General features: G+C 70.7%; 14 protein-coding genes. 11 read left to right on the top strand and 3 right to left on the bottom strand.

The window, feature by feature from the left end:
• Positions 1–245 precede the first annotated feature (245 nt).
• Together gluP and Q0588_RS06215 are read left to right on the top strand one after the other, a co-directional pair.
• Entirely contained in the window at positions 246–1538 is a 1293-nt protein-coding gene (gene gluP, locus Q0588_RS06220; RefSeq protein ID WP_298744726.1) for a glucose/galactose MFS transporter, read from the top strand.
• Between the two features lie 224 nt (positions 1539–1762).
• Positions 1763–2353, top strand: a complete 591-nt coding sequence (locus tag Q0588_RS06215) for a hypothetical protein (RefSeq protein WP_298744724.1) — start codon at positions 1763–1765, stop codon at positions 2351–2353.
• Here the strand turns inward: Q0588_RS06215 and Q0588_RS06210 are convergent.
• Positions 2350–3861: a tryptophan halogenase family protein gene (locus tag Q0588_RS06210; protein WP_298744722.1), complete on the bottom strand. Its 1512-nt coding sequence runs from the start codon at positions 3859–3861 to the stop codon at positions 2350–2352. The two genes, Q0588_RS06215 and Q0588_RS06210, sit on opposite strands and share 4 nt — an antisense overlap.
• Positions 3862–4055: 194 nt before the next feature.
• Between Q0588_RS06210 and Q0588_RS06205 the strand changes: the two genes are divergently transcribed.
• From Q0588_RS06205 to Q0588_RS06195, 3 genes are all read left to right on the top strand, one after another.
• On the top strand, positions 4056–6335 hold the full coding sequence (locus Q0588_RS06205) for a S8 family peptidase (protein WP_298744720.1): 2280 nt from the start codon (positions 4056–4058) through the stop codon (positions 6333–6335).
• Between the two features lie 75 nt (positions 6336–6410).
• Positions 6411–8576, top strand: a complete 2166-nt coding sequence (locus Q0588_RS06200; protein WP_298744718.1) for an AGE family epimerase/isomerase — start codon at positions 6411–6413, stop codon at positions 8574–8576.
• Positions 8577–8960: 384 nt separating this feature from the next.
• The gene (locus Q0588_RS06195) at positions 8961–9650 is read left to right on the top strand and encodes an acylneuraminate cytidylyltransferase family protein (protein ID WP_298744716.1); all 690 of its coding nucleotides are present in this window, start codon (positions 8961–8963) and stop codon (positions 9648–9650) included.
• Between the two features lie 4 nt (positions 9651–9654).
• On the opposite strand, the gene Q0588_RS06190 is transcribed toward Q0588_RS06195, so the two are convergent.
• Positions 9655–10665: a M48 family metalloprotease gene (locus Q0588_RS06190; RefSeq protein WP_298744714.1), complete on the bottom strand. Its 1011-nt coding sequence runs from the start codon at positions 10663–10665 to the stop codon at positions 9655–9657.
• 126 nt (positions 10666–10791) lie between these two features.
• Between Q0588_RS06190 and Q0588_RS06185 the strand changes: the two genes are divergently transcribed.
• Complete coding sequence (locus tag Q0588_RS06185) at positions 10792–11802, top strand: NAD-dependent 4,6-dehydratase LegB (protein ID WP_298744712.1); 1011 nt, start codon at positions 10792–10794, stop codon at positions 11800–11802.
• 74 nt (positions 11803–11876) lie between these two features.
• Positions 11877–12974, top strand: a complete 1098-nt coding sequence (locus tag Q0588_RS06180; protein WP_298744710.1) for a LegC family aminotransferase — start codon at positions 11877–11879, stop codon at positions 12972–12974.
• Here Q0588_RS06180 and Q0588_RS06175 read toward each other — a convergent pair.
• Positions 12971–13591 carry a NeuD/PglB/VioB family sugar acetyltransferase gene (locus Q0588_RS06175; protein ID WP_298744708.1) on the bottom strand — a complete coding sequence of 207 codons (621 nt, stop codon included), beginning with the start codon at positions 13589–13591 and terminating at the stop codon, positions 12971–12973. The genes Q0588_RS06180 and Q0588_RS06175 overlap by 4 nt on opposite strands.
• Positions 13592–13660: 69 nt before the next feature.
• Between Q0588_RS06175 and neuC the strand changes: the two genes are divergently transcribed.
• Genes neuC through Q0588_RS06155 form a run of 4 tightly spaced genes read left to right on the top strand, consistent with a single transcriptional unit; the run spans position 13661 to position 17906 of the window.
• A complete protein-coding gene (gene neuC / locus Q0588_RS06170; protein ID WP_298744706.1) occupies positions 13661–14821 on the top strand; it encodes a UDP-N-acetylglucosamine 2-epimerase in 1161 nt (386 codons plus the stop codon).
• A complete protein-coding gene (gene neuB, locus Q0588_RS06165) occupies positions 14814–15908 on the top strand; it encodes an N-acetylneuraminate synthase (protein ID WP_298744704.1) in 1095 nt (364 codons plus the stop codon). The genes neuC and neuB overlap by 8 nt, the downstream gene beginning before the upstream one ends.
• Positions 15908–16957: a nucleotidyltransferase family protein gene (locus Q0588_RS06160; RefSeq protein ID WP_298744702.1), complete on the top strand. Its 1050-nt coding sequence runs from the start codon at positions 15908–15910 to the stop codon at positions 16955–16957. Before neuB ends, Q0588_RS06160 begins: the two co-directional genes overlap by 1 nt.
• Positions 16958–16997: 40 nt before the next feature.
• Positions 16998–17906 (top strand): metallophosphoesterase family protein, encoded by a 909-nt coding sequence (locus Q0588_RS06155; RefSeq protein WP_298744700.1) that lies wholly within the window; start codon positions 16998–17000, stop codon positions 17904–17906.
• Positions 17907–17908: the final 2 nt, after the last annotated feature.

Raw genomic sequence — 17908 nt, 5'->3', positions numbered from 1 at the left:
ACCATCAGTCCTACGGCCGCACCTTCCTGTTCGGCGTCAACTACCGCTACTGATCGGCCCGACCGATCCGCGCGACAGGGCCGTCCCGGGAGACCGGGGCGGCCGTTTCGCGTCCGGCGCCCTCGCCAGATCCGGCCACTTTTGGTTACGGTTCGGGTAAAACCGCTGGACGCGGACCTTTTGATGATGAAACCGTTTACACCAAGGCCGCGCGCTTGGGACGCGCGGTCACCCCGGGGAGAGAGATGACCGATACGCAATCGCCGGCGGGCCGCGGGACAAACCTGGCCTTCGCCTATGTGACCACCCTGTTCTTCGCCTGGGGCTTCGCCACCTCGCTGATCGATCCGCTGATCGCGGCGGTGCGCAAGGTGTTCGATCTCAGCACCGCCGAGGCCATGCTGACCGCCTCGGCCTGGTTCATCGCCTATGCGGTGGTCTCCGTGCCCGCCGCCGCCGTGCTCAGCAAGCTGGGCTACAGCCGCTCGATCATCTCCGCGCTGGGGGTGATGGTGCTGGGCTGCCTGATCGTGCCGGTGGCGACGATCATGGACTGGTATCCGGGGGTGTTGATCGCCCTGTTCGTCATCGCCTCGGGCGTCACCCTGCTGCAGGTGGCGGCCAATCCGCTGGTCGCGGCGCTCGGGTCCAGAAAAAGTTCGCACGCCCGGCTGAATTTCTCGCAGTTCTTCAATTCGCTGGGCACCACCGTCGGGCCCTACCTCGGTTCGACCGTACTGCTGACCGGCGGGGTGTTCGCCGCGGGGGCCGTGGTCACCGCCGCGACCCGGGGGGAGTCGCTGCGCAGCATCGACCTCGCCTTCCTCGGCCTCGGCGCCTTCTTCGCCGTCGTCGCCTTCTTCATCTTCACCGCCCGCAAGAAGATCAACGCGGCCGCCGCCGGCGCCGAGGAAGGCGGCGGGGTGGCCTCGCCGCTCAAGGCCTTCACCTCGCCCTGGGCCCTGTTCGGCGGCCTGGCGATCTTCATCTACGTCGGCTCCGAAGTGACCATCGGCGGGCTGCTGACCAACTTCCTCGCCAGCCCGACCATCCTCGACATCCCGGAAGGCGAGGCCGGCCGGATGGTCAGCCTCTACTGGGGCGGGGCCATGGTCGGCCGCTTCATCGGCGCCCTGCTGCTGACCCGCGTCCGGGCCGGGGTGCTGCTGACGTTCAACACCGCCGTGGCCGCGATCCTGTGCCTGGTCGTGACCCAGACGTCCGGCGAAACGGCGGCCTACGCCGCCATCGCCGTCGGCTTCTTCAACTCGATCATGTTCCCGACCATCTTCACCCTGACGCTCGAGCGCTCCGGCGCGCCGGCCTCGGCGACCTCCGGCCTGCTGTGCACCGCCATCGTCGGCGGGGCCGTGCTGCCCTATATCGCCGGCAGGATCGTCGACGACGCGGCGGCCCTGTTCAATCCCGCCTTCTATGTGCCGCTGGCGGGCTATCTGCTGCTGACCGTGTTCGCCCTCGCCTGCGCCCGTTCCGGTGCGCGCGAGGCCGACGTGGTCGCCAAGCCGTCGCCCCACTAGAGCCTGATCGGTTGAGGCGGAATCGCTTCGCGATTCCGCCGATGCCGTGAATCAGGCTCCAGTCTAAGGCTGGAGCGAAGATCCGGGTTTGGACGCGATCGCGTCCAAACCGATTTCGCTCCAGGGAGCGGCGCGGAACTGGGCCGGGGCCGTCGGGGCATCCCCGGCGGCCCTTGCACGTTGGGGCTGAAACGCCCCACAATAGGGGCCCGCCCGGAGGCCGCATGATCCGCAGACTGTTGCATTCGCTCGCGCCCGCCCTGTTGCTGGCCCTGATCGCCGGCCAGGCCTGGGCCGAGGTGACGGTGACCTTCTACGCCCATCCCGGCGCGCGGATCCGCGGCGGCGAGCTGCTGTTCCCCCATGCCTATGTGCATGCGCAGGGGACGGACGACGAGACCGGCGAGGCGGTCGACTGGTCGGCCGGGTTCACGGCCAGGAGTCCCGGCCCGCACCTGCTGTTCGCGCGCGGCGGCGGCGTGGTGACGGCCCCGGACGCCCGCTATGTCGACGAGGGCCGGCCGTTCCTCAGGCTGAGCCTCGACGCCGCCGCCTGGCGGGCGCTGAAGGGCCGGGCCGAGTGGTGGAACACGCCCGAGGGCTCGGTCTACGACCTGAGGCGGCGCAACTGCATCACCTTCGTCGCCGACCTGGCCCGGGTGGCCGGGCTGCGGACCGCGCCCGAGCCGTCGATGAAGCCCGGAACCTTCCTGGAGGCGACGGCGGCGCTGAACCCCGGGGCGGCGTGGCGCGAGCCGCCGGTCGCGCCCGCCGCGCCGCCGGTGGTCGCCCCGGTCGCCGAGCCCGCAGCCTAGGCGTCGCCGCTCCACATGTTGTTGGCCTTCAGGAAGTCCTCGTGGTCGGGCAGGGCGGCCACGGTCCTGGCGAACAGGTCGGACAGGTGCTTCAGCCCGGCAGCGGAACGCTCGTGGTTCTGATAGGCGTAGAGCGGGTTGAAGGCGCGGGGGATGACGCCCTGGCCGTACATCACCGCCAGCCATGAGCCCTGGCTGAAATATTCGTCGGCGCCGACCTGGTACAGCATCGCCCGGTCGCGGAAGGCCTCGACGCGCTCGCTGAGGGTTTCGGGGACCGGGGCGGCGGCGACCTGGCGCCAGAACGGCGAATCGTCCCTCTGGCTGGCGTGGTAGTGCAGGATCACGAAATCGCGGATCAGCTCGACCTCGCGGCCCAGCCGGCGGTTGTAGGCGTCGATGTTGACGGGGCTGAAGGCGCGGTCCGGAAAATGCTGCAGCAGCCGCGTCAGCCCGGCCTGGACCAGATGGATGCTGGTCGACTCCAGGGGTTCGATGAAGCCGCTCGAAAGCCCCAGGCTGACGACGTTGCGGTCCCAGTATTTGCGGCGCCGGCCGGTGACGAAGCGCAGGGTGCGCGGCTCGGCCAGGGGCTCGCCGTCGAGGCCGGCCAGCAGCGTCTCGCGCGCCGCCTCGTCGCCCAGGTGGTCCGAGCAGTAGACGTAGCCGTTGCCGGTGCGGTGCTGCAGCGGGATGCGCCACCGCCAGCCCGCCTCGCAGGCGGTCGACAGGGTGTAGGGCGCCGCCGGCCCGACCCGGGCGCACGGCACGGCCACGGCGCGGTCGACGGGCAGCCAGTGCGACCAGTCCTCGTACCCGGCCTTCAGCGCCCCCTCGATCAGCAGGCCGCGGAAGCCGGTGCAGTCGATGAACAGGTCGGCCGACAGGCGGCGGCCGTCCTCGAGGGTGAGGCTGTCGACGAAGCCGTCCCCGGGCCGCTGCGCCACGTCGACGACCTTGCCCTCGATCCGTTCCACGCCGCGGTCCTCGCAGATCCGGCGCAGGTAGCGGGCATAGAGGCTGGCGTCGAAATGATAGGCGCTGAACAGGCCATTCGCGGGCGAGCGCGGATCAGGGGCGCGCCGGCCGACCTTGCCGGCCTCGGCCGCGCGCGCGCAGATCGAATATTCGGACAGCGGGCCGACGGAGCCGGCGGCCTTCAGCGCCAGCCAGGTCTGCTGGAAATCGCCGAGGGTCGGGCCGGGGCCGAAGGCGCCGAACGGATGGACGTAGCGCGCGCCGATGCGGCCCCAGTCCTGAAAGACGATGGCCAGCTTCAGCGTGGCCCTGGTCTCGCGCATGAACTCGGCCTCGTCGAGACCGATCATGATGTTGAAGTCGCGGATGGGCGGCACCGTCGCCTCGCCGACGCCGACGATGCCGATCTCCTCGGACTCGACCAGGGTCACCGTCGCGTGGGGTCCGAGGGTCCGCTGCAGCGCCGCCGCGGCCATCCATCCCGCCGTTCCGCCCCCGACGATCAGGACGCTGCGGATCGGATCGGTCATGCTCTCGGCTCCCGCCCGTCCCGCCCGGAGACCGACCGCGCCACGCCAAACGGAAATTTCATATCGCCTTCAGTAGCTTCAACTATCGGTGAGATCAAAGACTTCGTCCCGAATTTATTGTCATGGGACGCGCCGCGCCCCTAGGGTGGTCGACTGGTCCGGTCAGGGAGGGCGAAATGAGCCTTCGGCGGCGTGTGAAACTCCTTCTCCCGGCGCTGGCCGTGGTTCTTGCGCTGCCGCTCTCCGCCTGCGGCGGCGGCGGGGGTGGAGGCGGCGGGGGGATCGTCACGCCTCCGCCCCCGGCTCCCCCGCCGCCACCTCCGCCTCCGCCCCCGCCTCCACCGCCGCCGCCCCCTCCGCCCGAGCCGCCGCCGCCGTCCCCCACCTCCGCCGAATATCTGCGGAACTACCAGGTCGCCAACGCCGGGGCGATCACGGCGTGGAACGAGGGCGCGACGGGCGCGGGCGTCAACGTCGGGGTGATCGACTCCGGCATCAAATTCGACCAGGCGGATCTGCAGGGGCGGATCTCGGGCCTGTCCACGGACGTCGTCGCCGGTCGGAATTCGCCCCAGGGGCCCGACGATCACGGCACCTTCGTATCCGGCGTGATCGCCTCCAACTTCAATGGTTTCGGGACCATCGGCATCGCCTACCAGTCGACCATCGTGTCGATCCGGGCCGACGTCAGCGACTGCACCGATCCGGAGGACGACGTCTGCTTCAATTCGTCCGACCTGATCCGGGCGATCGACTACGCCATCGCCAACAATCTTCCCATCGTGAACATGTCGCTGGGCGGCAGCGGGCCGATGGGCTCCGGCTTCGAGGCGGCGCTCCAGCGGGCCGTCAACGCCGGCATCGTATTCACCATCGCCTCCGGCAACGAGGGCGGCGCGGACCCTGAATGGCCCGGCCGGTACGCCAGCGATCCGCGCTTCGCGGGCAGCATCATCGTGGTCGGGGCGCACGATGCGAACAATGTCATCGCCGGCTTCTCGAACCGCGCCGGCGTGTCCGCCGCCAGGTTCCTCAGCGCCGCCGGCGTGGACGTCGTCACCGGATGCGACGGCGCCTCCTGCTGGCAGGTCAACGGGACCTCCTTTTCGGCGCCCGCCGTGGCCGGGGCCCTGGCCCTCCTGCTCGAGGCGTTTCCGAACCTGACCGGGCGGCAGGCGGTGGAGATATTGCTGACGACCGCGCGGGAGGCGGGCGACCCGGGCGTCGATGCGGTTTACGGCCGCGGCCTGCTCGACATCGCGGCGGCCTTCCAGCCGGTCGGGTCGACCAGCGTGCGAATGGGATCGGGCGCGACGCTCGCGGTGACGACCGAGACCTTCGCCTATTCGGGCGCCGCGTTCGGGGACGCGTTGCGCGACAGGCCGGGCCTGCGGACGGTCGGTCACGACTCGTTCGACCGGCTGTTCCGGATCGATCTCGGCGCAGCCTTCGGCCAGGCCCCCAGGGCCGAGCGCAGCCGCATGCCCCGGCTGGAACGGCGACAGGCGACGCTGACCCTCGATGCGCCGATGGGCGGCCGGCTGTCCCTGACCAGCGGCGCGGCGATCGACGACAGCGCCTTCGATCCCGCGGCCCTCTCCAGCGCCCTGACGCCGTGGCTCGACGAGCGGCGGCGCGAAGACGTCATGGTCCAGTTCTCCACGGACCATGGCGCGGTCGCGGTGTGGCGGGGCCGGAACGGCGCCCGGTCGCCGTTCGAGCTCGGCGCCGGCGACGGCTTCGCCGCGCTGGCGCAGGTGGACCGCGCCTGGCTCGGGGCGGTCCGGGCAGGACCGCTGACCTTCACCGCCGACGCCGGCGCCGGCCATCGCGCCATGCCCTTCCAGTCGGCCGAGCAGGACGTGTCGCGTTACACCCGCTTCGCCGTGACGTGGGACGCGTCGCCGACGGCCCGGCTGACGTTCGCGGCCGGCGGCCTCGACGAGCGGATGGGGCCGCTGGGCTCCTACATCCCGCTCGGGTCCGGGTTCGAACTGCCGAGCGACAGCACCTTCGCCGGCGTCTCCGGCCAGGTCGGGCTCGGCGCCGGCCTGTGGCTGGACGCGGAGATGGGCTGGGCGCGGACCGATCTGGCCGGGCAGTTCCTGAGCCTGTCCGAATCGGCCCGGAGCTCGAGCTGGCGGCTGGGGCTGAGCTCCTTCTGCCACGAACTGGGCTTCGGCTGCCGCTCCCTGACGTGGTCGATCTCCCAGCCGCTGCGGGTGGAGAGCGGAGATTTCACCGCCTGGCTGGCCGACGCGCCCCTGGGCTATTTCGATCCGCTGACCTTCTCCGAGCGGCGCTTCTCGGCCGCCCCGTCGGGACGACAGATCGACCTGTCGCTGGGCAGCCTGCATGCGCTGCCCGACGGATCGGAACTGGTCTTGCGGGCCGTGGCGACGCGCGACGACGGTCACGTGCGGACGGCGGCTCCGGTCTTCGCCCTGATGGGCGGCTGGCGCACCAGATTCTAGAATTCTGATCCCCGGGAGGTGGCGGCCCCGCGCGCGCGCGGCTAGACCCGCAGACGGACTCGTCGGGGGCGCGGCATGGTGATTTTTCCGGTCATTCTCTGCGGCGGGGCGGGAACCCGTCTCTGGCCGGCGTCGAGGCCCGCCAGCCCCAAGCAGTTTCTCGATCTCGCCGGCGAGCTGTCGCTGTTTCAGGAAACCGCCCGGCGGGTCGCCCCCCTGACCGAGGGCGGAGGGCGGCTCGTCATCGTCGCCGGCGAGCGCCACAGGGAGGCCATCGTCCAGCAGTTGGCGGCGCTGTCGATGGAAGCCGCCGTGCTGCTGGAGCCGGAAGGGCGGGATTCGGCGGCGGCCATGGCGGCGGCGGCGCTCTGGATCGAACGGCGGTCCCCGGGCGGCATCGCCCTGTTCGTGGCCTCCGACCACCACATCCCCGACGCCGGGGCGTTCAGGCGTTCGGTGATGACCGCCGCGCCCGCCGCGGCCGGGGGCGAGATCGTCACCTTCGGCGTGCGGCCGACCGGCCCTTCGTCGGCCTATGGCTATATCGAGCCGGAATCGGCGGGACTGGCCAGGGTCCGGCGCTTTGTCGAGAAGCCCGATCGCGAGCGGGCCGAGGCCTATGTGCGGGACGGCTTCCTGTGGAACAGCGGCAATTTCATGGTCCGGGCGGACGTGCTGTCCGGCGAAATCGAGAGCTTCGCCCCGGACGTGGCCGCGGCCGTCGCCGAGGCGCTGCCCGATACCGCGAGCGACATCGTGCGGCTGTCCGACGCCTTCAGGCGCGCGCCGCGCATCTCGATCGACTATGCGGTCATGGAAAGGAGCGGCCGCGTCTCGGTCCTGCCGGTCGATTTCCGATGGTCCGACCTCGGCGCCTGGGACGCGGTGGCGTCAACCGGATCGGGCGACAGGGGCCTGTGGATCGGGGCGCCGGGCGACAGCTGTCTCGTCCGCGCGGCGCAAGGAATGGTGGTCGCGACGGCGGGGGTCAGGGACCTGGCGATCATCGTCGAACCCGACGCGGTGCTGGTCTGTGGCCTCGACCGCGCCCAGGAGGTCAAGGCTTTGGTGGACCGCATCCGCGCCGCCTCGCCGGCGCACGCCGAAGGTCCCGCACCGGTTCCCGCGCTGGAGGAGCCCGCGCGGGCTTTCGACCGGTGGATGCGCCTTCGGGCCCTGCCCCTGTGGGCCACGCTGGGGGTGGACGGGGACGGCGGCTTCCGGGAGACGCTCGACGACCAGGGCGTCTGCGCCGACGCCTTCCGGCGGGCCCGGGTGCAGGCGCGTCAGGCCTGGGTGTTCAGCGTCGCCGGCCAGGCGGGCTGGCCCGGACCGTGGCGGCGCCTCGTGAGCGAAGGCCTGGGCCGGTTCGAGGCCACCAACCGGCGGCCGGACGGCCTGTACCGCACCCGGGTGTCGACCCGGGGCGAGGTTCTCGACGACACCGCCTCCCTGTACGACCAGGCCTTCGCCCTGCTGGCCTTCGCCGCCGCCGCGCAGGCCGGGGAGCAGCCGGAGCTCATGACGGCGCGGGCGCGGGCGCTGCGCGAGGCCCTGGCCGCGCTCGCCCATCCGGCCGGGGGCTGGCGCGAGGACGCCGGACATCCGTGGCAGGCCAACGCCCACATGCATCTGCTGGAGGCCTGTCTGGCCTGGGAGGCGCTGGAGCCGGGAGGCGTCTGGACCGCCATGGCCGACGGGATCGTCGGTCTCGCGCGCCGCTGCTTCATCGATCCGGAGGGCGGCTTCCTGCGCGAATTCTTCGAGGCCGACTGGACTCCGGCGGCCGGCGAGGCGGGCGGTCTGGTCGAGCCCGGCCACCAGTTCGAATGGGCCTGGCTGCTGACCCGCTGGGGTCGGGCCCGGGCGGACGACTGGGCGGCGGGGGCCGCGCGCCGGCTTTATGACGCGGGCCTGCGCGGCGTGGACGCCTCGCGCGGCGTGGCGATCGACGAACTGGACGACCTGTTCAGCGTACGCTCGGCCCGAGCCCGGTTGTGGCCGCAGACCGAGCGGCTCAAGGCCGCCCTGATCCTGGGCGGACAACTGCCGCCGGGGCATGCCGCCGGGGCGCTGAAGGGGCTACAGCTCTATCTGACGCCCGCCGGGCTCTGGCGGGACAAGCAGGAGCCGGACGGACGGTTCGTCGAGGAGCCCGCCCCGGCGAGTTCGCTGTACCATATCGCCGCGGCGTGGGTTCAACTGCGCGAGACCGAAGCGTCGCCCCCGGCCGCGCCGTGATCAGAGAAAGGGCCTCGGCTCCTGCAGCGGCGCCGGAGCGGCGCGGCTGACCGGCAGGACAGGGATTTCGCCATACAGGCCGGCCGTCGGTGTACGGAAGGGCTTCACCGGCGGCGTAGGCTGGGCGAGCGGTTCGCTTCGTTTCATGCGGTCCTCCCCATGAGCAGCTCAGGCAACCTAAGGCTCCATTAACCGGCTGCGTCAAGCATGGCTATCGACTAATTGTGACACGCCGCATGCGCCCGGCTGGGGCGAAATCGGTTTGGACGCGATCGCGTCTAGACCCGGATCTTCGCTCCAGCCTTATACTGGAGCCTGATTCACGGCATCGGCGGAATCGCGAAGCGATTCCTCCTCAACCGATTTCGCTCTAGGAGATCCACCGTGATTGGAGGCAGATCCGTTCTCGGGGTCATCACCGCGCGCGGCGGCTCGAAAGGCCTGCCGGGCAAGAACCTGCTGCCGTTTCGGGGGCGGCCGCTCATCGCCTGGACCATCGACGCGGCGAAGGGGTCGAAACGCATCGACCGGTTGATTCTGTCGTCGGACGATCCGGAGATCATCGCGGTGGCCGAAAGTCTCGGCTGCGAGGCGCCGTTCCGCCGGACCTCCAGCCTGTCCGGTGACGGCGCCTCGTCGATCGACGTGATGCTCGACGCGCTGGACCGGATTCCGGGGCATGGGGTGGTGGTGCTGTTGCAACCGACCTCGCCGCTCCGGGCCGCGGCGGACATCGACGGGGCGATCGAGCGGATGGATCGGTCAGGGGCCCCCGCCTGCGTCTCGGTTTGCGAGGCGCCGAGCCATCCGTGGTTGTGCTTCGCCCGGGACGCCCGCGGCCGCCTCGACCCGTTCGCCGAGCCTCCGGCGGGGGCCGGCCTGCGGCGGCAGGATCTGCCCGCCGCCTGGGTGCTGAACGGCGCCGTCTATGCGGCCGACGCCGGCTGGCTGCGGCGCGAACGGACCTTCCTCAGACCGGGGGAGACGGCGGCGTGGGAGATGCCCGTCGACCGATCCGCCGATATCGACACCCTCGAGGATTTCCGCGCCGCCGAGCGGCTGGCCGGGGGCTGACCTCTCAGGGCAGGAGTTCGCCGCCGGCCCGGCGCTTCGCCTCGATCTCGCGCCGCACCTCTTCCAGCGCCCGCGCCCGCGAACCGGCCGAGGCATGGCCGAGTTGCGGGTAGCGCACGCGCCAGTTGGACTCGCCGAAGCGGCGCCAGAACGGGGCGGCGACGCTCGGATCGAAGCCCGCGCGGGCCATCAGGAAGAGGCCGACGCGGTCCGCCTGCCGTTCGCCGTCGCCCTCGCCGCCCTCGGCCGTCCGGGCCTCGTCATTGGTCTGGCGGGCGGCGCCCCCGGCGTCGTTCCAGCGCCGATGCCGCAGGACATGGTGGGCGAGCTCGTGGCCGAGGATGACCGCCAGCTCGTCGTCGCTTTCGGCGAAGCCGGCCAGTGCGGTGCTGATGAACAGCCGCCGTCCGTCAGCGCGGGCGTTCAACTCGTCCGACGGGTTCAGCTGGACCTCATAGCCGCAGGCGCGGCGCGGCTGGACGGTGACGTCGAAGGTTTCCGCGCCGCGCGTGACGGTGAAGATCGTGGGGCCGTCGGCCATCGCCGCATCGATGAGCCGGATATTCGCCTCCAGCCCCTCGTAGGAGGCTTCCGCTGCGGACGCGCCGGCTCGCAGCGGGACGCCGCCGACGGCGAGCAGAAGGTCACCGGTCCGCAGGCCGGCCTCGGCGGCGGGCGATCCCTCAGGCGCAGCCAGCACCCCCGGCAGGTCGCCCCTGAGGCCGAACCGGCCGACGGCGTGGGGCCGTAGCGCGAGGCTGTACTGCCGGGCCGAATGCAGCGCCCAGCCGGCGGACCGCCGCACCACCGGGCAAAGATCGGTGTTGGCGTCCGACAGCCGCCACGCCACGCGCGCCACGCCTTGGTCGAGATCGGTGAGGGCGGCGAGGCGCAGCGCTTCATCGGACGCGGCTCCAGCCTCCGGCGTGACGCGCGGAGTCTGACTGCAGCCCGTGGCCGTCACCGCCACGACGGCGGCCAGCAGCAGGGGGAGGAGCGGGCGAGCGTGGATCATGCGTCCAAGAACACCATCGACCGGCGCATGACAACGGGTGGAAAGGCGGGAGGGCGACGGGTCGCTTTGTCGGTTCCTTAACAGGCGCTAATCACCTTGCACGGACGCGGGGCGTGGAACGGATCGATGAACCTGGACGGCAAGCGCATACTGGTCACCGGCGCCGACGGCTTCATCGGCTCGCATCTGACCGAGCGGCTCGTCGCCCGCGGTTGCGACGTGCGCGCCTTCGTCCAGTACAACAGCCTGGGCTCCCGGGGCTGGCTGGACGAGGCTCCCGCGGCGGTCCGCAAGGGCCTGGACGTCTTCGCCGGCGACATCCGCGATCCGCACGGGGTCCGCACGGCGATGACGGACTGCGACGTGGTCCTGCACCTGGCCGCCCTGATCGCCATCCCCTACAGCTACCACTCGCCCCAGACCTATGTGGAGACCAACGTCCTCGGCACGCTGAACGTGGTGCAGGCGGCGCGCGACCTGGGTGTGGAGCGGGTGGTCCACACCTCGACCAGCGAAGTCTACGGCACCGCCCGGTTCGTGCCGATCACCGAGGACCATCCGCTGCAGGGTCAGTCGCCCTATTCCGCCTCCAAGATCGGCGCCGACCAGATCGCGCTGAGTTTCCACGCCGCCTTCGGCACGCCGGTGACGGTGATCCGGCCGTTCAACACCTATGGGCCGCGCCAGTCCGCCCGGGCCGTGATCCCGACCGTGATCAGCCAGATCGCGGCGGGGGCTGACCAGATCAGGCTGGGCGCGGTCCACCCGACCCGCGATTTCACCTTCGTCGGCGACACCGCCCGCGCCTTCGAGGCCCTGGCCGAATGCGACGCCGCCGTGGGGCGGGTGGTCAACGCCGGCAGCGGTTTCGAGGTCAGCATCGGCGACACCGCGCGGACCATCATCGAGCTGATGGGCCGGGAGGTTTCGATCGTCACCGACGAGCAGCGGCTGAGGCCGGAGGCCAGCGAGGTCGAACGGCTGTGGGCCGACAGCGCCCTGATGCGCTCCCTGACCGGCTGGACCCCCGCCTACGGAGGCGGCGAAGGCTTCCGCCGGGGACTGGGGGAGACCATCGCCTGGTTCAGCGACCCGGCCAACCTCGGCCGTTACAGCCCGGATCGGTACGTCCTGTGAGCCGGACCGGCCTTCCGGCGCGGATCCTCGATGCGGTTCGGGCCGTTCTGCCCGAAACGGAGACCGCGACCCCCTTGCACGCCCCCGAGTTCCGGGGCCGGGAGTGGGACTACCTGAAGGACTGCCTGGACACCGGCTGGGTCTCCTCCGTCGGGGCCTATGTCGACCGGTTCGAGGCCGATCTCCAGACCCTCACCGGCGCCGCGCGAGCGGTGGCGGTGGTCAATGGCACGGCCGCGCTGGATGTCTGCCTGCGACTCGCCGGCGTCCGCCCCGGGGACGAGGTGCTCGTGCCGACCCTGACCTTCGTGGCCACCGCCAACGCCGTCACCTGCCGCGGCGCCGTTCCGCACTTCGTCGATTCCGAACCGCGCACCCTGGGCGTGGATCCGCAGCGGCTTGAAGCTCACCTGTCGAAGGTGGCGCGGCTGACGGACGGCGGTTGCGTCAACGTCGCCACCGGCGCGCCGATCCGGGCCCTGATGGTCATGCATGTCTTCGGCCATCCGTGCGACCTGGACGGCCTGATGGAGGTGGCCGGCCGCTGGCGGCTGGTTCTGGTCGAGGACGCGGCCGAGGCGCTGGGATCGCGCTGGCGCGGCCGGCATATGGGCACGTTCGGACGGCTGGCCGCCCTGAGCTTCAACGGCAACAAGATCATCACCACCGGCGGGGGCGGGGCGGTGCTGACCGACGATCCCGAACTGGGGCGGCGCGCCAAACATCTGACCACGACGGCCAAGGTCCCCCATCGCTGGGCCTTCGATCATGACGAGGTCGGCTGGAACTACCGCATGCCCAACCTCAACGCCGCCCTCGGCTGCGCCCAGCTGGAGCGGCTGCCGGACATGATGGCGCGCAAGGCCCGGCTGGCGGAGCGTTACGCCGCCGCCCTGGCGAACATCGAGGGGGTGAGTGTGCTCAAGCCCCGTCCCGGCGCCGAGGTGAACCACTGGCTGAACACCCTGCTCCTCGACAGTCCCGACCCCGGCATGCGCGACGCCGTGCTCGGGACGCTGAACGACGCCGGCGTCCAGGCGCGGCCGCTGTGGACGCTGATGTACCGCCTGCCGATGTACGCCGGATGCCCGCGGGACGATCTGCCCGTCGCCGAAGCGCTCGCGGCGCGGGTCATCAACCTGCCCAGCGGCGCGGCGCTGGCGGACCTCTAGCGGTCGAGGGGTCGGGCCGGATTGCCGACGACGACGGCGCCAGGCGGCACGTCCCTGGTCACCACCGCCCCCATGCCGATGACCGCGCCGCGGCCGATGCGCAGGGGCTTGCCCGGCGCGCCCTGCTTCAGCACGGCGCCCGTTCCCAGATAGACATCGTCCTCGATCACCGTATTGCCGTTGACGCAGACGCGGGGCGCCAGGGTGACGAAGTCCCCGATGACGCAGTCGTGGGCGACATAGCTGTAAAGGTTGGCCTGGAAATGTCGGCCGATCACCACATTGGCGGTGATCACAACATGGTCGCACAGGATGGCGCCCTCGCCAATCTCGGACGGGCCCCGGAAAACGCAGGTCGCCGCGACGATTGAGACGAACGGCCGTCCCGCCGCCTGCATGTCTGCATCGACCCGGCGTCTCTGCCCGGCGTCCGCGATGGTGATCGAGATGGCGGTTCCGGCTGGCGCCTCGTCCTGTTTTAGGACCGGAAGGCCGTTCACCGTCGGGCCCGCGCCTTCGAGCGTGAGGAAGCAGACGCTGTCCACTCCGGCCTGGGCCACGGCCAAGGGCGCCACTTCCCGGGCGAAACCGCCGGTTCCGCACAATCCGATTCGCATGCGATCCTCCCCGGGCATGGTAGCAGGTTGCTAAGGCGCGCGGCCTACAGCTTCGTCATGGAGGGGCGGTTGGCGAACAGGCGGATCTGTGTAGCGACCAGCGGGCGGGCCGACTACGGCCTACTCTACTGGCCGATGCGCGACATCGCCGCCGCCGAGCGCCTGTCGCTGCAGCTTCTCGTTACCGGGACCCATCTGGAGCCGCGCTTCGGCGAGACCGTCAGCCAGATCGAGGCGGACGGCTTCGCCATCGACGCCCGCCTGCCGATGGCCCTGATCGCCGACGATCCCGCCAGTCTGGCCCGCTCGTCGGCTCTGGCCTTGACCGGGACGGTGGAGGCGCTGGAGCGGTTGCGGCCCGACATCCTGATGCTGCTGGGCGACCGGTTCGAGACCCTCGCCCTGGCCCAGGCCGCGATGCTGGCCGGTGTGCCGGTCGCTCATATCGGAGGCGGCGACGTCACCGAGGGCGCCTTCGACGAGAGCATCCGCCACGCCCTCACCAAGCTCTCGCACCTCCATTTCGTCACCCACGATGAGGCTGCACGTCGGGTGGCCCGTATGGGCGAGGCGTCCGACCGGATCCATGTGGTCGGCAATCCCGGTCTGGACAGGCTGACCCGCGCTCCGGCCCTGACGCGCGATGCGCTGGAGGCCCTGGTCGGGCGGCCGCTGGGCGCTCGGAACCTGCTGGTGACCTTCCACCCGGTGACCGTGTCGCCGGACAAGGGACGGACGGAGCTTGAATCCGTACTTCGCGCGCTTGAGCCGCTCTCTGATGTCACCCTCTGGATGACGAAGGCGAATGCAGACTCGGGCGGGCAGGCGATCAATGACGCGCTCGAGGCCTTCGCCGAGGATCGGCCGAATGTGAGCCTGCATGACACACTGGGCGGTGCCTATCTGCCGCTGCTGGCCGCCTGTGACGCAGTGGTCGGCAACTCCTCCAGCGGTCTCGCCGAAGCGCCCTCGGTGGGGACGCCGACCGTGAACATCGGTCTGCGCCAGTCGGGGCGACGGGCGGGGCCTTCGGTCATTCACTGCGCCGCGGATCCCGACGCCATCTCCCGGGCCCTGGACCGCGCTATGGCTGGCGACGTGCCTGGCTTCGATAACCCTTACGGCGACGGCCGCAGCGCCGCCCGGATTGTCGAAGCCCTGATCTCGGCGCCCCCGCGCGACATCCTTCTGCGCAAACGCTTTGTGGACGACGAGGTCCCCCATGTCTGATCCGGTCCTCATCATCGCAGAAGCGGGTGTGAACCACGACGGCTCCCTGGACGATGCCTGCCGGATGATCGACGTCGCGGCCGAGGCAGGCGCGGACATCGTGAAGTTCCAGACTTTCGAGCCCGAGGCCGTCCTGACCGCCCGGGCCATGAAGGCGGCCTATCAGGAAACCAACACCGGCGAGGGCGGGACCCAGCTCGACATGGTACGCAAGCTGGCGCTGAGTCGCGATGATCACCGGTCGCTGGCCGACCGCTGCGCGCGGCGCGGCGTGCGGTTCATGTCCACCGCCTTCGACATGGGCAGCCTGGACTTTTTGTCCGGCCTCGACATGCCGGCGATCAAGATTCCGTCGGGCGACCTGACCTGGGGCTCCATGCTGCTGGCGGCCGCCCGGGTCGGCCCGCCGCTGATCGTCTCGACCGGTATGGCGACGCTGGACGAAGTGCGCGAGGCTCTGAAAGTTATCGCCTTCGGCCTGACGCGCGACGGCGATCCGACCGGCGCGGACGATCTGGATCAGGCCTTCGTCGAGGGACAGGCCGTCCTACGGGACAGGGTGACCCTGTTGCACTGCACGACGGAGTATCCGGCGCCGCTGGAGGCGATCAACCTGCGGGCCATGACGACCATGGCCGAGACCTTCGGCCTTAAGATCGGCTATTCCGACCACAGTCTGGGCCAGACCGTTGCGGTCGCCGCCGTCGGCCGCGGGGCCAGCGTGATCGAGAAACATTTCACCCTCAGCCGCGCCCGCCCCGGTCCGGACCATCCGGCCTCGCTGGAGCCCGACGAACTGGCCGCCATGGTCCGCGCTATCCGCGAGGTGGAAATCGCTCTCGGCCGGCCGGAGAAGCGGCCCGCGCCCGCCGAGATGGGTAATCTGACGATCGCCCGGCGCGCCCTGGTGGCGGCCCGGCCGATCCGCAACGGCGAAATCCTGACGCCTGACGCTCTGACCGCCAAGCGTCCGGCCGACGGTCTGTCGCCCATGCAGCAATGGCGCTTGATCGGAACGGCAGCGCAGCGCGACTATGCGCCCGACGATGCGCTCGAGGCGCCAGGCGAGGGGCAGGAGACAGCCTGATGCGACTTTGGGAAAAGGCCCTGATCGGCCCCGAGGCGAATTTCCGCGACGCCCTCAAGGCGATCGATGCGACCGGGGCCGGCATGGCCCTGATCGTCGACGCCGACCGGCGGCTGATCGGGGCCCTGTCGGACGGCGATCTGCGCCGGGCGCTGATCCGCGGCGCCGGGCTCGAGGATCCGGCGGTCGGCGCGGCCAATCTCGAACCCCTGTGCATCGATCAGCATCAGGACCGGGCCGCCACCCTGGCCATGCTGCGCGCCCACAGCCTGCGCCAGCTTCCGGTGCTGGACGACGGGCGACGGGTGGTGGGGCTGAGCACGGTCTCGGACTTCCTCAACATCCCGGTCCGCCGCAATGCGGTGGTGATCATGGCCGGCGGCAAGGGTGAACGTCTCGCCGAGCTGACCCGCGACATCCCCAAGCCGATGCTCAAGGTCGGCCCCCGGCCGATCCTCGACACCATCGTCGGCAACCTCGCCGGCCAGGGCTTCCGCCATTTCTGGCTGGCGGTGAACTACAAGGCCGAGCAGATCGAACGGCATTTCGGCGACGGCGGAGACCTGGGGCTCGACATCCGTTATTTGCGGGAGAGCCGGCCGTTGGGCACCTGCGGCGCGCTCAGCCTGCTGCCGGCGCCCGGGGAGCCGTTCGTGGTCACCAACGGCGATGTGCTCGCCAAGGCGGACTACGGCCATGTGCTGGAGTCCCACCTCGAATCCGGTGCGGCCGCCACCGTGGTGGTGCGCGACTATCAGATGCAGGTGCCGTTCGGGGTCGTGAACGCGGACGAGGGGCAGATTCTGGCCATCGAGGAAAAACCGACCCACAACTACACCATCAGCGCCGGGGCCTATGTGTTGTCGCCGGAAGCGCTCGGTCTTGTGCCGGCGGACGCCTATTACGACATGCCGGCCCTGATCGCCGACATGATCGCCAGGGGCATGGCCGTGCGGCAGCAACGCGCCGAGGGGTATTGGATGGACATCGGCCGCCCGCCGGACTATGCGCAGGCGAACGCGGATTTTGGTGGAGTGTTCGGGGCTTAGGTTCGACCATGGCCCTTTTGCCGACACAGGACGCCCCTAGATGAACCCGCATCTGACCAGAGCCAGGCTGAGGAAGCCGACCGGCCCCGGGGCGGCGGCCACATCCGGAATGATGATCTCGACCCTTTTCAGACGAAGGCCCAGGACGGGCGCCCCCCGGACGCCGCGGACGCCGGCCGGCGCCGTCGTCTGGGCCGTCGGCGATGTGCACGGCCGCCTGGATCTGGTGAAGCCCCTGGTCGAGGCCGTCCTGGCGGACGCGGACCAGGTCGCCGCCGACCGCAAGGTCGTGATCTTTCTCGGCGACTATGTGGACCGGGGGCCGGACTCCCGCGGCGTGATCCGGTTTCTCGCCGGCCTGCCGCGGGACCGGGGCGTCGAATGGCGCTTTCTCAGGGGCAACCATGAGGAGGCGATGCTCGACTTTCTGGATGATCCATCCGGCGGCGCCCGCTGGTGCGAATACGGTGGCGATGCGGCGCTGCGGTCCTACGGGCTGCGGCCGCCGGAACTGGCCCACCGGACGGAGGCATGGGCGCGCGTGGCGGCGGACCTCGCCCACAGGCTGACGCCGGGCGAGCGCGCCTTCCTCGAGGACCTTGAGCTCAGCGTCTCGATCGGCGACTATTTTTTCGCCCATGCCGGGGCCCGGCCGGGCCAGCCGCTCGAGCGGCAGACCGGGCGTGACCTGATGTGGATCCGCAACAGTTTTCTCGACAGCGACGTCGAGTTCGAGAAGATTGTGGTGCATGGCCATACGCCGACCGACGAGGTGTACGTCGACCGCCGCCGGATCGGCCTGGACACCAGGGCCTATGAAAGCGGTGTCCTCAGCGCCGCGCGGTTCGAGGGGTCCGGGCGGGCGCTCATCCAGGCCGTCGAGGACGGCGACGGCGCGGTACGGATATGCGCCACGGCCCTGGAGGCGGCAGGGGCGGTCGCCGGTTGAAG

The sequence above is a fragment of the uncultured Brevundimonas sp. genome (assembly GCF_937870815.1).
Lineage (GTDB): Bacteria > Pseudomonadota > Alphaproteobacteria > Caulobacterales > Caulobacteraceae > Brevundimonas.
Note: the sequence above shows the minus strand (reverse complement) of the source record. Positions and strands in the feature narration are given on the sequence as shown.

What these genes read in the sequence shown, in the direction of transcription:
- Q0588_RS06190 (WP_298744714.1), bottom strand. Translation starts at nt 10,665, where the DNA reads ATGATCCACGCTCGCCCGCTCCTCCCCCTGCTGCTGGCCGCCGTCGTG.
- Q0588_RS06175 (WP_298744708.1), bottom strand. Translation starts at nt 13,591, where the DNA reads ATGCGAATCGGATTGTGCGGAACCGGCGGTTTCGCCCGGGAAGTGGCG.
- Q0588_RS06160 (WP_298744702.1), top strand. Translation starts at nt 15,908, where the DNA reads ATGCGACTTTGGGAAAAGGCCCTGATCGGCCCCGAGGCGAATTTCCGC.
- Q0588_RS06155 (WP_298744700.1), top strand. Translation starts at nt 16,998, where the DNA reads ATGAACCCGCATCTGACCAGAGCCAGGCTGAGGAAGCCGACCGGCCCC.
- Q0588_RS06185 (WP_298744712.1), top strand. Translation starts at nt 10,792, where the DNA reads ATGAACCTGGACGGCAAGCGCATACTGGTCACCGGCGCCGACGGCTTC.
- Q0588_RS06210 (WP_298744722.1), bottom strand. Translation starts at nt 3,861, where the DNA reads ATGACCGATCCGATCCGCAGCGTCCTGATCGTCGGGGGCGGAACGGCG.
- neuB (WP_298744704.1), top strand. Translation starts at nt 14,814, where the DNA reads ATGTCTGATCCGGTCCTCATCATCGCAGAAGCGGGTGTGAACCACGAC.
- Q0588_RS06200 (WP_298744718.1), top strand. Translation starts at nt 6,411, where the DNA reads ATGGTGATTTTTCCGGTCATTCTCTGCGGCGGGGCGGGAACCCGTCTC.
- Q0588_RS06215 (WP_298744724.1), top strand. Translation starts at nt 1,763, where the DNA reads ATGATCCGCAGACTGTTGCATTCGCTCGCGCCCGCCCTGTTGCTGGCC.
- gluP (WP_298744726.1), top strand. Translation starts at nt 246, where the DNA reads ATGACCGATACGCAATCGCCGGCGGGCCGCGGGACAAACCTGGCCTTC.